The sequence below is a fragment of the Bradyrhizobium sp. i1.15.2 genome (genome assembly GCF_040548425.1).
Lineage (GTDB): Bacteria > Pseudomonadota > Alphaproteobacteria > Rhizobiales > Xanthobacteraceae > Bradyrhizobium > Bradyrhizobium canariense.
This window is the reverse complement of sequence record NZ_JBEPRQ010000004.1, coordinates 339,364-353,510: the sequence shown is the minus strand read 5'-3', so window position 1 is coordinate 353,510 and position 14,147 is coordinate 339,364. Positions and strand designations below refer to the sequence as shown.

The following is a 14,147-nucleotide window of genomic DNA, read 5'->3' as shown; positions in this document are numbered from 1 at the left end:
GAAGATGATCGACACCTCATTCGCAAGAATTGGATTGGGAAGAGGCGTGACGCATGTCTCCGTGACGTCGGCGTCCGATGTTGCGGAAACGACGTTGAGCGAGGGCATGACGGTGTTCTGGCGTGCCAACCAACCGATCGGCCATGTGCTGATGCATGAAGGCCAGATAACGGACGCCAGGATCGATCATATCAACGACAGCTTTCTGTCAGCTGTCGACTCCAAAGTGCGAACCCCGACGAAAGTGAGGCTCTCGGCGAGCGTGGTGATCTGCACGCGCGATCGTCCGGACGAGCTGAGCAAATGCTTGTCGTCGTTGCCGCGGCAGACCCATCCTCCACGAGAAATCATTGTGGTGGACAATGCATCGCGCGATCGGAGGACGCGGGATGTCGCGTTGGCCGCGGCAGCAACTTATATTCGCGAGGATCGCCCCGGTCTGGATATTGCGCGCAATGCCGGCGCGCTCCAAGCGACCGGAGATATTGTCGCCTATACGGACGACGATGTGCTGCTTCACCCGCGCTGGCTGGAGCAACTGACATCTGCGTTTGACTCTCCCGAGATCGGTGCAGTGACTGGGCTTGTGCTTCCCGCCGAGCTCGCGACCGAGGCGCAACGGCATTTCGAGACGTATTGGGGATTTGGCAAGGGCTATCGCGAACAGGATTACGACCCCGCAGTTTTCCGATCTCATCGCGGCCAGGTTCTTGCCGCGTGGGAGATCGGCGCCGGAGCGAGCATGGCGTTCCGGCGCGAGGTGTTTCAGGCCGTCGGGCTCTTTGATGAGCGCCTGGACGTCGGTCAGGCCGGTTGCTCGGGCGACTCGGAGTACTGGTATCGATTGCTCGCGGGCGGCTACACGTGTCGTTATACTCCGGCGTCAGTCGCATTCCACTTTCACCGCAGTACAATGGATGGACTGGCCAGCCAGATCTATCACTACATGCGCGGTCATGCAGCCGCACTTTTGGTGCAGTATGAGCGAACGGGGATCTCGGCGAACCGGTGTCTGGCCTACTATTACAAGCCGCGTTGGTATCTCTATCGGCTGCTCCGGAATGCAATGGAAGGAGGGAGCATTCGCGACCGCTTCCTCAAAGAGGAGGTGACGGGGTATTTCGCCGGATTGCTGTTCTATCATCGCCGAAGGTTTCGAAGATGACGGCCCATCCGCGTACGTCCGTCGTGGTGGCCGCCCGCGATGCTGCAGGTACCATTGCCGAAACGCTTGACGGCCTGCTCGCGCAGCGCGACCTCGACTGGGAAGCTCTTGTCGTGGATGACGGTTCGACCGATGCCACGGCCGCGATCGTCGCCGAATATGCGGCGCGGGATTCCCGCTTTCGGGTTCTGCAGTCTGGCGGAGTAGGCGCTTCAGGTGCCCGCAATAAGGGAATTGCAAGCGCGCGCGGCGAACGAATACTGTTCCTTGACAGTGACGATTGGATTGATCGGTCCTTCCTTGCCCGAATGAATGATGCGCTGGATCTCGATCCTTCGGCGGTGGCTGCCTATTGCAACTGTTGCCGGGTCATGCCTGACGGCAGTGAATCTCCCGTTCGCTGCGATCCGGCCATCCAGGACAACGCCTTCGAGCGGTTCGCTCGTACGTGTGCCACGTTCATTCATGGCGTGCTCGTCTTGAAGAGCGCTGTTGCAAAGGTCGGCGGCTTTGAGGCCAGCCTCCGCACGTGCGAAGATTGGGACCTGTGGCAACGGATCGCCCGCTGCGGCGGCAGGTGGATCCATGTTGATGAGAAATTGAGCTATTACCGGACAAGCGACCGTTCACTGACGCAAGATGTCAAACGGATGCTGGCCGACGCGCAGGTGGTCGTTGCTCGCGGATTTTCGAGTGATGATCGCGTTAGCGCGCCGGCACCCGCACATCGGGCGGGAGCGTCAACTGCATACGGCGGCGCCGCGGCGGCGTACGCGTACTTCGCGCTCTGGTGTGCCGGATTTGAATGCGGGCGCAGAAACGCCAGCCATCCAATGCTGGAAACGCTCAGGGACATTCCAAAAGCCCAGACGGCGGCGGACGAGATCACCAGCGTCCTGCTCGAAGCCGTCGTGGTCGGCGCCAGAACGGTGCCTGCCAAGTTGGCGGAACGGTGGTCGCAGTACGGGGACGGGGTAACCGGCCTCATCTTGGCAATCGGCTGTGCGTGGAACGACCCCGCGGCGGGGCGAAAGTGCCAATACAGGTTTGAGCGGAAAGTGCTCGAGTATGACGACCTTTCGGCACCCAGGGTGCTCACACTGACGCTCGGCATGCGCGTTGACCTTCGCCGTATCGCCACCATCAGGCCGATCGGGACCATTGATCGATTATACGTCTATCTCTGCGACGGCCCTCGCATCCTGGCGCTGCTGGATATTGGTGCCCTCGGCACTATCGACAGCCGGTTCTGGATCGCGCTGGCCTCCAATGGCCTGGTTCATTCCCAGATCAGAGCACAGCTCGGAAATCTCGTTCGTGCAAGAATCGAACTTCACAAGTGGACCGGAATGCTTCGTCGTTTCATGCGAGACGGCCGAGATACTCACCGGGCGCGACTGCGCGAGCTGGCCTCGCGAGCTTCAGGCCAGGCGCGGCCGCTGGCCATTTCGGGTATACCCGATTCCAGCAGCCGGATTCGATGTGCCGAAAGGTCTCGACACACCGCGCGCAAGCAATTTTGGGAAGGTCTGTTCGAGCAGGAAGATCCCTGGAACTACGGTTCGCCGTATGAACAGGAAAAGTACAGCCGGCAACTTGAACTCCTTCCAGACCAACCAGTGGACGACGCGCTTGAGCTTGCCTGTGCGGAGGGACATTTCACGCGGCAATTGGCTCCCAGGGTCAAGCGCCTCCAGGCCACCGATATTTCGAATAAGGCGCTCGATCGCGCCCGTGTCCGGTGCAATGGGCATCAGAATATCGAATTCTCCCAACTGGATTTGTCCGCCAATCCGCTCCCGCAGGACATCGATCTGATCGTCTGCTCCGAGGTCCTTTACTACCTCGATGACGAGGCTGAACTCCAATCGGTGGCGAAGCGACTGGTGCAGGCGCTGCGTCCTGGCGGTTACCTGGTGGTTGGGCACGCCTTTGTGCTGAAGGACAACATGTCGCGAACGGGGCTCGACTGGGAGAGTCCGTATGGGGCGGAGACGATCACGCGAATTATCCAGAGCGTACCCGGACTTGCCCTGGAGACGTCGATCGAGACGGAGCTGTACCGTATCGATCGATTCAGGCGGTTACTCCCGGGTGAAGCTGCCCCTGACACACAGGTGAAATGCGCGGCTATCGACGCCCCGATTGAAGTCGAGGTTGTGCGGTACATCGTGTGGGGTGGTGCCGTCGCGCGCAGGTCTGACGTCGCGCAATCCGAAAGACGCGCGCACGCTCCGGTCCTGATGTACCACAGAGTTGCGGTTGAAGGACCACGTGAATTGGCGCGGTACCGGCTGTCTCCCGATGCGTTCCGGCAACAGATGCTGTGGCTTCGCCGCAATGGATACCATACCATCAATTCGGATCAGCTCGCCTGGTTCGTGGCAAGCAATCATCCGTTCGTCGGCAGGCCGGTGCTGATCACCTTCGACGATGGGTACGAGGATTTTGCCGAGCATGCATGGCCGATCTTGCAGGCAAACGATTTCTCGGCAGAGGTGTTCGTTGCGACCGACTTCGTGGGAAAGCGGGCGGAATGGGATGCTCCGTTCGGAGAGCCCGCTCCACTGCTCGACGCGGTCAGGATCGCCGGGCTTGCCGCCGAGGGCGTATCCTTTGGTAGCCATTTGGCGAGCCATCCGCGCGGCGAGGAACTTGCGACCTGGACTCTCGCCGAGGAATTGACGCGATCTCGTGCACAGTTGGAACGATGGCTTAGGCGACCCGTAACGTCACTTGCCGCGCCTTTTGGCTCCACAGATCAGCGGCTTGGAATTCTCGCAGCCGAATGCGGCTACAAGACGCTGTTCAATACTGTCAACCGGGCCGCCACACTAAGGGACAATTTGTTAGACCTGCCGCGAATTGAGATCAGAGGCGATTTTACGCTGGACACATTCGCGCGCTGCCTGGAGCAGTATCAATGAATATGGATGCGTTTCTGGTCGGTGTAGTTATTCCGGCCTTCAACGCCAGTGCAACGATCGACGAGACGCTTCGCAGCGTCAGATCCCAGTCGCACCGGGAGCTGGAAATTATTGTCGTGGACGACGGCTCCACAGACGACACGGTCGCAGTTGTGCAGCGGCATCTGATTCAGGATTCTCGAGTAACAATCATAGAACAAAGTAATGCGGGGGTGGCGGCCGCTCGGAATGCGGGCTGGCAGGCGGCGCGCGCGGACTTCGTCGCGTTCATTGATGCTGATGATCTCTGGACGCCCTGCAAGATTAAACGACAGCTTCAAGCCTTGCTTGATGGAGGAGAACGGACTGGTCTTGTCTACAGCTGGTATGACTGGATCGATGCCGATAGTCGCGTAAGCGCCAGGTCCGATCCCGTGTTTCATGCGGGCGAGGTGCTGGACTATCTCTGTCAGGGAAATTTCATCGGCAACGGCAGCTCGTCACTGGTCCGCCGAGAAGCCCTCATAGTTTCAAAAGGATTCGAGAGTGGACTCAGGGCATCGGGGGCAGAAGGCTGTGAAGATCTGCTGTTCTATTGCCGTGTCGCGGAAGCGTATCGTTTCGCGGTCGTGCCCGAGTACCAGATTGGATATCGCTACCTCCCGAACAACATGTCGAGCAACAAGACCCGGATGTTCCGGTCGTGGATGCTGGTCGCGGATGAGATCATGATGCGGCACCCCGAGCGCGCGGCGCTCCTTGACCTGGGCTTCAGAAACTATGCGCGTTGGTTGCTTCGGAGAGCTCTGACGGGCGGTGAGTTGTGGTACTTCGTTTCAATCTTTGGACTCCTTTTCAAACGGAATCCCTTGCTCGCGCTCAGGGTCGCGGTGCACGATGTGCCGCGGGATACCGTCTCGGAAATCCGGTGGAAATGGCGTCATCGGCGTCGCAGGGCGGTTCGACCCCCGGCTTCGTTGTTTGCCATCGGCGATCCCAGTCAATCGCTATGACACAACACGCGAACAACGCACGAAGACCGAGAGCTGCTCGCCGCGCTGCATTGGTCGAACTGTTCAAGCTGCTCAAGCTTGCTCCGCTGCCCGGTTGGGTGACGCCCGCACTAATTGTCCTTGGCTTGGCTACATCGTTGGCGGAGACGGTCGGGATCACCCTCGTGCTCCTGTTCTTCTATTTCGCCATGGGGCAGGTGGAACTTGCAACGTCGACCAGTGGCCTCCTGGGCGAAGCGCTCCGATACGCGGCGAATTGGTTTCAGAGCTCGACCGAAACTGCTGTCGTTCTGCTCCTTCTCATCATTGCTCGCGGTGCTCTTTCCTTCGTCAACACACTAGTCAGTGCGCGTGTTGGAGAGAAGATCAATGAGGTCGCGCGCAACCGCGTTCATCTGCAGTATCTGTCAACTTCCTATTCGTTCTTCCAACGCCATGACGAAGCATATCTCATGGAGGTGTTGGGAACCGAGACGTGGGTGATCTCCGGGGCATACGCGAGTCTTACCCGCATTATCGTGAGCTCGTGTTCGGTGTTTCTCTTCGCGTCCTTTCTGTTGGCGCTCTCAATCAAGGTAACCGTCCTCGCCCTCGTCGCTTCGATGATTGTGTCGGCCGGATTGCGGCATCTTTCGTTGCCCATGCAGCAGTTGGGTGCCGGTGTAAAGCTGGTTCATCAAAAGCTGGGTGAGCATATGCTGATGACACTCCAGGGTATGCGCACGATCCGCGCGTATGGCCAGGAGGAGATTCACCAGAAACGCTTCGAGCAGGCCTCGACGCAGGCCCGACAGGTCGCACTGCGGCTTGCGCGCCTAACCGCTATGATCTCGCCTCTGACGGAGGTGGGATATCTTGTCGTGCTGTTTCTCGTAGTCGCGTTCGCTGACTTATGGGGAATCGGTTTCGCGACGAGCCTGACCGCGGTCGCGTTGCTCTATCGATTGCAGCCGCATATGCGAGATTTGGAAGGGAACCTGCTGTATATGGCGCAGATCGAGCCTCAGCTTCGGTCCATCAGACACATGCTGTCGACAGATGACAAGGAATATCCGAAGGCCGGGCACGTGGCGGTGGCTAAACTGGAGGACGGCATCTCCTTTCGCAACGTGACGTTCCGCTATGATGCCGGTACGGAGCCCGCTCTTTTGGATGCTTCGTTTGACATTCCGGCGGGGAAGACCACTGCGCTCATTGGAGCCAGCGGAGCGGGCAAGACCACGATCGTAAATCTATTGTTACGCCTGTATTCGGCCAGCGAGGGTGACATACGGGTTGATGGCCGATCCATCGAAGACGTTCGTCGAACCGATTGGCTCGGCATGCTCGCGATTGCGGGCCAGGATGTCGACCTGGTCGAAGGCACGGTAATCGAGAACGTTCGGATGGCCAAGAACGACGCCTCCGAGGAAGAGGTTCGGCAGGCGCTGCGGGTCGCGGGCATTTCAGAGGTCGTCGAGGCCTTACCCGACAAATACGACACCTGGATAGGACAGCATGGCCTGCGCTTCTCGGGCGGTCAGCGGCAGCGTCTTGGTCTTGCACGAGCGGTTGTGCGCAATCCGAAGTTCCTCATCCTCGACGAAGCGATGAGCGCGCTCGATCTGACGCTTGAGGACAGCATTCGACGCGCTATCCAGCTGCAGTTCAAGAACCGAACCTTGTTGCTCATAACGCATCGCCTGGATTCCGTGCGCGATGCGGACCACGTGGTGTGCATTGAAAACGGCCGGGTTCGTGCTGAGGGCCCTCCGGCGAAAGTCCTGGTGAGTCGAGGAGCGTGCGTAACAGGAATTTCGCAAGATGATGTGGTTACCTACCGCATGCGGAATACGGTTCCCTAGTCGGAACCCAGGGTGTCGGCGCCCGCCCGTGAATGACGAGCCCTGCACTGAGCCTCCTGTTGCAAAGCAGCGCGGTTCACACGAGCCCGTAGCATTACGGTGTCTGTGCAGAAATATCCAGCCACCAGCCGATTCGCTCGTCATGCGTCAAATTGCGTCGAATCCATAAGGCTCTTTTGAACGCATGCATAGTTGTGTGCCACGTAAAAGGAGCACGCAATCCATCATGACGATTATCAATGGAAGCGCCGGTGCCGACGTTCTGTTTGGCGGTACTGGAAATGATGTTCTGACCGGAGGAACAGGCAGCGATACTTTCGTCGTCTCGAAGGGGTACGGCTCCGATACCGTCACTGATTTTCAGGCGGGCTTAGGCGGCGATGTGTTGCGATTGCAAAACTACGGCTTTGCGACGTTCGCCAGTTTCCTGGCAGCGGCCGCCCAAATGGGCTCCGATACGGTTGTGACGCTGTCATCCACCGAAACCTTGACGCTGCAGAACGTCGCGCTTTCGACCTTGGTTGCCAGCAATGTCGCACTGGACAGTCCGCTGCCAGCGAGCGGAACGGCATGGAACTGGGCGGGTACCGTCCTCGCGGGCGGCACGCTGACGACCGGGCCGACAAATGACGGCATGGAGGCCGGCGGCACGGGGGTCACGCTTATCGGCGGAGCAGGGGACGACACCTACTATGTCTATGACCACAACACCAAGGTCGTGGAGCAGGCCGGAGAGGGTATCGATACGATCCGTGTCTGGAACATCAACGGATACAGCCTGGTCAATGCGCCGAACGTCGAGAATCTTGTCCTGACGGATAGCGTTCCGTCTCCCGCCACCGGTAACGACCTCAACAACATCATTGTCGGCAATGCCGGCGACAACATGATCGACGGCGGGCGGGGCAACGATGTGCTGACCGGTGGGGCCGGTCGCGACACCCTTGTCGTCACCGCGGGCAACGGCAACGACATCGTCACCGACTTTCAGGCGGGCGCCGGCGGAGATGTCCTGCAGCTCAACAACACAGGCTTCAAGACGTTCGCCGACGTTACGGCGGCCATGAAGCAGGTGGGCACTGACCTTGTCCTGACGACCGCCAACGGCGAAACGATAACGCTTGAAAACACCAGCCTCCAGAATCTCACGGCCGCCAATATAAGCATCGTCAGTCCCCCGACCGGACTGGTCCAGACCTTCAACGACGACTTCAACGCGCTCTCCGCGGGCCAGGATCCGAGCCTGACCTGGCGCACGAGCTATGCCTGGAGCGGAGCCGCAGGGTACGGGCTGGCCGGCGAACAGGAAGTGTATGTCGATCCCAGCTTTTCCGGGCTGCCGGCCACTCAGGCATCAACGTCGCTCGGGCTTAATCCGTTCTCGATTCAGAACGGTCACCTCGTCATCACGGCGCAACCGCTGCCTGCGAGCGCAACGCCTTATACGGGCAGTGCCATATTTTCGTCGGGCATGATCTCGACTCAAAACAGCTTTACCCAGACCTACGGCTATTTCGAGATGACGGCCACGCTGCCCAGTACAAGCGGCGCGTGGCCGGCGTTTTGGATGTTGCCGAGCACTGCCAATAACCTCAACACGGAAATCGATGTGCTCGAAGCCTTTGGTCAGGACCCTGACCAGGCGCATTGGGCCATTCACTCACCGTACGCGCCTTCGACGAACGGGGCCTGGGCCAATACGGCCAACCTGACCGCTGGAGAGCACACGTTTGCGCTCAAATGGACGCCCTACGACCTGACATTGTCCGTCGACGGGAAAGAGGTCGCACAGCAGGCGACACCCTCCGACATGAACACGGCGATGTACATGATCGCCAACCTGGCAATGGGCGGGAGCTGGCCGGGCAACGCCACTGCAGGATCGACGGCGACGATGACCATCGATTCCATCACGGCCTATCAATTGCCGGAGTACACGCTTGCGAACTACACCCTGCTCACGAGTGGCGCGCCGACCAACACGATCGCGGGAAGCGCGGCAGCAGACACACTGACCGGCACATCCGGCAATGACCTGATCGGTGGTGCAGGAGGCGCCGATGTCATGACCGGCGGCGCCGGCGATGACACTTATGTCGTGACCGATTCCGGTGCGAAGGTTATCGAGGCCTATGGCGGAGGCATCGACACCGTAAACTCCTCGGTGACGTATACGCTTTCGAGCTACGTCGAAAATCTGACGCTCACCGATTCGACGGTCGTCAATGCCACGGGAAATATTCAGTCCAACATCATCATCGGCAATTCCGCGGCGAACGTGATCACCGGCGGGCTCGGCAATGATATCCTGACCGGGGGCGGCAGCGCGGATACCTTCGTATTTAACTCCGGCGACGGTTCGGACATCATCACCGACTTCTCGCCGGGATCGGGCGCCGGACACGATGTTGTCCAGTTGAACGGCTTCTCCTTTACCTCATTCGCCGACGTTCAAGCGGCTATGAGCCAGGTCGGAAGCGACGTGTATCTGAAGCTGACGAGCCAGGATACCTTGGTGTTCCGCAACACGACGGTCTCGGCGTTTACCGGCGACGACTTTCAGTTGCCTGCGACGCCGCCGGTCGGGGGGACGATCACATCATGGATCAGCGGGAAAGCGAGCAGCCGCATGGTGTATGGCACCGCGGCCAACGACAAGCTCTCGGCGCTCAATATCGATGACACGCTCATCGGAGGGAACGGCGACGACACCTACGTCATCGGAAGCGCAAACCAGAAGATCGTCGAGAATCCCGGCGGCGGCATCGACAGTGTGGAGGCATGGACGTCGCACACGCTGTCCACGAACGTCGAAAACCTGACGTTGATGATGGGCGGGCTCGCGGGTGTCGGCAATCAAATGGCAAACCGTATGGTCGGTTCGAGCGGCGACGACATCCTGGACGGCGCCGGCGGGAATGACTGGCTCTCCGGAGGAGCCGGAAACGATACGTTCATTTACAATGGAGGCAGCGGCAACGATACGGTCGCCGATTTCCACGTCTTCACGAGTGCGACTGCCGAACACGACAAGCTGAGTCTGAAAGGTTACGACAGCGGCGCCTATTTGACCCATGTGAACGATGTGTGGACCGTTCACTACGCTGGTGGAGCGGATACGCTGCGCATTGCCGGCGTCACCAGCTTGACGTCGGCGGACTATTCATTCATTTCCGCGACGAATTCGCCGATGGCGATGAGGTCTATCGCCGTGCCGACGATCTCGGCGGTCAACGACAGTGGCTCGATCGTGTCGGGCCTCATCAATACAAATCATCTGGTTCTCACGGGTCGCGCGCAACCAGGTTTAACCGTCAAGGTTTTCGACGGGGCAAATCAGATCGGCACGACGATCGCCGACGGCAACGGTAGCTGGAGTACGGCGACGGCATTGCTGGCTGAAGGCGGGCACGCTTTTGCCGCCTCAGCGATGGATGGGGTCGGAAACCTCACCGCGCTTTCAGCCGGGGTCAATGTCACCATCGATACGCTCGCCCCGAACGTGCCCAAGCTCGCGTCGTTCTCGCCAGACAGCAACGTTGCCGGCGATGGCATCACCAATGTCAACCACGTGAATTTGACTGGAACCGCGGACGCCGGGAGCACCGTTCAGGTCTTCGACGGAGCGACGATGATCGGAACGGCGATCGCCGATGCCAACGGAGCCTGGTCTTTTGACACAGCAACGTTGGCGGACGGTAATCACACCTTTACCGGCAAGACCGCGGACGCCGCCGGAAACGTCAGCGCTTCCTCCGGCGCGTTGAAGGTCGCGGTCGATACGCGTGCGCCGGTTGCACCTATCCTGACCTCGGGCGCACCTGGAGCTTCGGGCGCGATAATCGTTTCCGGCACGGCCGAGGCCGGAAGTACTGTCCGCCTGCACGAGGGCTCGACTTTGCTCGGCACGGGCGTCGCGGCGACGAGTGGGGCCTGGAGCGTCACCACCGGGGCGCTCACGGCGGGGCAACACAGCTTCACCGCGACCGCCACCGACATCGCCGGTAATTTGAGCCTGCTTTCGAACGCTCTCAGCTCCGCCGTCGGTACGGTGATCGAAGCGGCGGGCACGACATCGCTTATCAAGTCGGGAAGCAACTTTTACCTTTCGACGGCCGGCTCATCGGTGATCCTGAAGAATGGCGGAACAGCGGTTGTCGCGGGGCAGCTTGGCTCATGGGTGCCAGTGGCTGCGGAAGCGTCATCGAACGGCTACCTCGTCGCGTGGAAGATTCCCTCGACCGGCCAGTTCGCAGTCTGGAGCACCGACAGCAACGGCAATTTCGTATTCAACTATTTGAACAAGCTGCCCGGCACCGATCCGGCTCTTACATCGAGCGAGACCCTCTTTCATCAGGATCTCAACGGGGATGGCGTGATTGGTCTTCCACCAGCGCCTCAGAAGGTTTCGGGCACGACAATCGAGGCGTCCGGCTCGACCAGCCTGGTTCTGGTTGGCTCGAATTACTTGTTCGACGCGATGGCCAGCGGCGCGGGGCCGACCTTGAAGTACGGTGGCGTAGCGGTTGTGTCAGGACAGTTCGGCGCCTGGACGCCGGTGGGCGTGGAACAAACGACCAGCGGCTATGATGTAGCCTGGAAGATTCCGGCCACCGGCGAACTCTGTGTGTGGACCACGGACAGCAATGGCAACTATGTATCGAACCTCCTGAACAAGATGTCCCCGACCGACCCTGCTCTTAAAGCAGTCGAGACGACTTTTTATCAAGACCTCAATGGCGATGGTGTAATCAATACGTCATCGACCATCCTCAAAATCTCCGGAAATGTCGTACTGAATCTGGGCAATATGTCACAGGCCGTGACGGTCGACCCGGGCGCCACGCTCGAATTGTCTGGCGCCGCTTCCGGGTCGATCACCTTCAAGGCGTCGACCGGCAATCTGGTGTTGGACCACGCGTCACAATTTACGGGAACGCTCATCGGTCTGACGGGTGACGGCACCGCGTCCAATTCCAACCATATCGACCTGAAGGACATCGCGTACGGAGCGGGAACGTCGGCGTCCTTTTCCGGCAGCACAGCCGGTGGCGTGTTGACCGTGGTCGATGCTCAAAATCACACGGCACATATCTCGCTTGTTGGCGACTACACCAACTCGACCTTCAATCTCTCGAGCGACGGATCCGGGGGCACGCTGGTCATCGATCCTCCGAAGGCCGGCTTCGACTTTTCGGCGGTTGCGCCGTCGCAGCCGCCTGCTGCCGCACCGGCCGTCGGCCCCGCGCGCCTGGGGGACGGTGGCTTCGTGTTCGAGCAGTCCGCTAGCTCCAACGGACATGACATAATCGGCCAGGCGTTTGATCAATCGACCGGGGCAGTGTTCCTCTCGGCGACCACTTGGCCAGGTGTTGACACAGGCGTTCATCAGGTCGACGCCGTTCACGCGATCGCCGCGATCGATGTCCATCTAGCCGCGTTGCACGGCTTCATCCTTCACTAAAGGCCTTTGCCTTTCGAAAAACGTTGCGCAATACGCGTTTCGCCAATGCCCGTTTTCCCGCGAAGAAGGTCATGGGGAGGAGATATGATGCATAGGCAAGCGCCAGCAGCGCAGCCAGCCCAGCGAAGGAGTTTCCATCCAATGAGATGATCGAAATGCTTGTGACGGCCGCCGCAACGCCACAACCGATCCAATGCGGGACAGTCGTCTTGATCAAGCTCCTTGTCGTCACGGGGCCATGACGACCGATCGATATGGCGTAAAGCGGCAGCACGACCGTGCAGTTCACCAGCGTATACGCCGCGGCGATTCCAAGCGCGCCCCAGGGAAGACCGATGAGGAATGAGGTCACGTTGATCAGGGCGGTCCAAACGCCGAGCCTGAAGTACTCTTGGCCACGTCCTTGACTGAGGAATAGCCAAGCTGCCGTCGCGGTCGCGACCTGGATCAAGCCCGCGACGCCAAGCCAAGAAAAAATCGGGGCGGCACCCACCCAATGCTCGCCAAGGAGAACTCTGAAGAGCGGCTCCGAGAGCAGGATGGCGAAGACGATGCCCGGCTGACATATCAGCATAACCATGGAAAGGGCATCGTTGTAGGTGCTCAGATATCTCTCCTTCTCGAAACGAAGCCGTGAAAGCAACGGGACAATCACCTGGCCGATGGGGTTGTGTAATTGGATGATCGGCAGCAGCAACAGCTTATAGGCCCGATCGTACAGGCCGAGTTCGTCGCTCCCTCGAAATCTGCCGATCAGAATGTTGTCCGCATTTCTCGAGAGATAGTTGGCCAGATTGAACCCTGACACGTGCAGGCCAAATCGCGCCATGTGCCGCGTCTCGCTGTCCAGACGGGGATATCCAGGGCGATAGCCAGAGTACGCCCAGATCCCGACTGTCGAAATGAGCGTGAGAACGAGCGTGGACAGGTAAAGTGCCCAATAGTCTCTCAAGATGATTACGGCGACGATCCCTGCGGCAACGGAAGCGGTTGTCGCAGCGACGTCCAGGATTGCCAGGGGCTTGAACCGGGATTCTCTGGCAAGTAGCGCCGCCGGAACGGTCGGAAGGCCAGCAATGAAGCTTAGGCCGGCAATTGCGATCATGAGCTGTTGAAGCCTCCTATCGCCGTAAAACAGCGCAGCCGGATGGGCGCACAACGCCAGAACGAGAGCGGATGCCGCGGAAGCGAGCACCGACAGCCAGAACAGCGCATCGATCTGGCCCTTGGCGATTTCCGTGCGTTGAATGATGGTCTGTCCAATGCCGATGTCCTTGATGAGCCCGAGGAACGTTGCAGCCGTCGCAGACATGGCCAGCAGGCCGAAGTCTGACGGGGCAAGATTTCGCGTCGAGAATATCATCAAGACAAAACCGGCCGTCAGTTTCCAGGCCTGGGAACCGCCCGTTATGAGGATGTTGGTTACGGCCCGTGACTTGCTATCTCTGTCCAACGAGCTCACCCCCGCCACCTCAACAGTCTTGCGCGGTCTTGCGCCTGCCAGCAATGCCGCGGGAAATCCAGCGCGCTGAACGATGGCGGTTCCGATCGTCTCCGGCTTTTAGCTTGGCCTTGACACGAACGGAAGACGTGATCGGGCGATGTGGAATCGGCTACCTGGGCGAGCCTGGTCGAAATAGATTTCAAACGAGGGCCTGACCATCACCAATGTCAATGCCGAGATTTGTGGTCCAATCGATGCCCGCAGTGTGTCCTATTTCAATTCGCAGTGCTGAGGTTCCCGTGAGATGATTT

At 59.5% G+C, this 14,147-nt stretch carries 6 protein-coding genes; 5 read left to right on the top strand and 1 reads right to left on the bottom strand.

The window, feature by feature from the left end:
* The first annotated feature begins 4 nt into the window (after positions 1-4).
* The 5 genes from ABIB80_RS11455 (at position 5) to ABIB80_RS11435 (ending at position 12,392) form a co-directional block, all read left to right on the top strand.
* Positions 5-1,165, top strand: a complete 1,161-nt coding sequence (locus ABIB80_RS11455; protein ID WP_198288247.1) for a glycosyltransferase family 2 protein — start codon at positions 5-7, stop codon at positions 1,163-1,165.
* Complete coding sequence (locus ABIB80_RS11450; RefSeq protein WP_007595292.1) at positions 1,162-4,092, top strand: trifunctional glycosyltransferase/class I SAM-dependent methyltransferase/polysaccharide deacetylase; 2,931 nt, start codon at positions 1,162-1,164, stop codon at positions 4,090-4,092. The genes ABIB80_RS11455 and ABIB80_RS11450 overlap by 4 nt, the downstream gene beginning before the upstream one ends.
* A complete protein-coding gene (locus ABIB80_RS11445; RefSeq protein ID WP_007595290.1) occupies positions 4,089-5,084 on the top strand; it encodes a glycosyltransferase family 2 protein in 996 nt (331 codons plus the stop codon). Before ABIB80_RS11450 ends, ABIB80_RS11445 begins: the two co-directional genes overlap by 4 nt.
* 50 nt (positions 5,085-5,134) lie before the next feature.
* Positions 5,135-6,928: an ABC transporter ATP-binding protein gene (locus ABIB80_RS11440; RefSeq protein ID WP_198288246.1), complete on the top strand. Its 1,794-nt coding sequence runs from the start codon at positions 5,135-5,137 to the stop codon at positions 6,926-6,928.
* A 226-nt stretch (positions 6,929-7,154) separates the two neighbouring features.
* Positions 7,155-12,392 (top strand): Ig-like domain-containing protein, encoded by a 5,238-nt coding sequence (locus ABIB80_RS11435; RefSeq protein WP_354127436.1) that lies wholly within the window; start codon positions 7,155-7,157, stop codon positions 12,390-12,392.
* Here the strand turns inward: ABIB80_RS11435 and ABIB80_RS11430 are convergent.
* Complete coding sequence (locus ABIB80_RS11430; protein ID WP_157158586.1) at positions 12,379-13,845, bottom strand: lipopolysaccharide biosynthesis protein; 1,467 nt, start codon at positions 13,843-13,845, stop codon at positions 12,379-12,381. The genes ABIB80_RS11435 and ABIB80_RS11430 overlap by 14 nt on opposite strands.
* Positions 13,846-14,147: the final 302 nt, after the last annotated feature.

Excerpts from the sequence above, each read along its gene's own strand:
- ABIB80_RS11445 (WP_007595290.1), top strand. The coding sequence starts at position 4,089 with ATGAATATGGATGCGTTTCTGGTCGGTGTAGTTATTCCGGCCTTCAAC.
- ABIB80_RS11455 (WP_198288247.1), top strand. The coding sequence starts at position 5 with ATGATCGACACCTCATTCGCAAGAATTGGATTGGGAAGAGGCGTGACG.
- ABIB80_RS11450 (WP_007595292.1), top strand. The coding sequence starts at position 1,162 with ATGACGGCCCATCCGCGTACGTCCGTCGTGGTGGCCGCCCGCGATGCT.
- ABIB80_RS11435 (WP_354127436.1), top strand. The coding sequence starts at position 7,155 with ATGACGATTATCAATGGAAGCGCCGGTGCCGACGTTCTGTTTGGCGGT.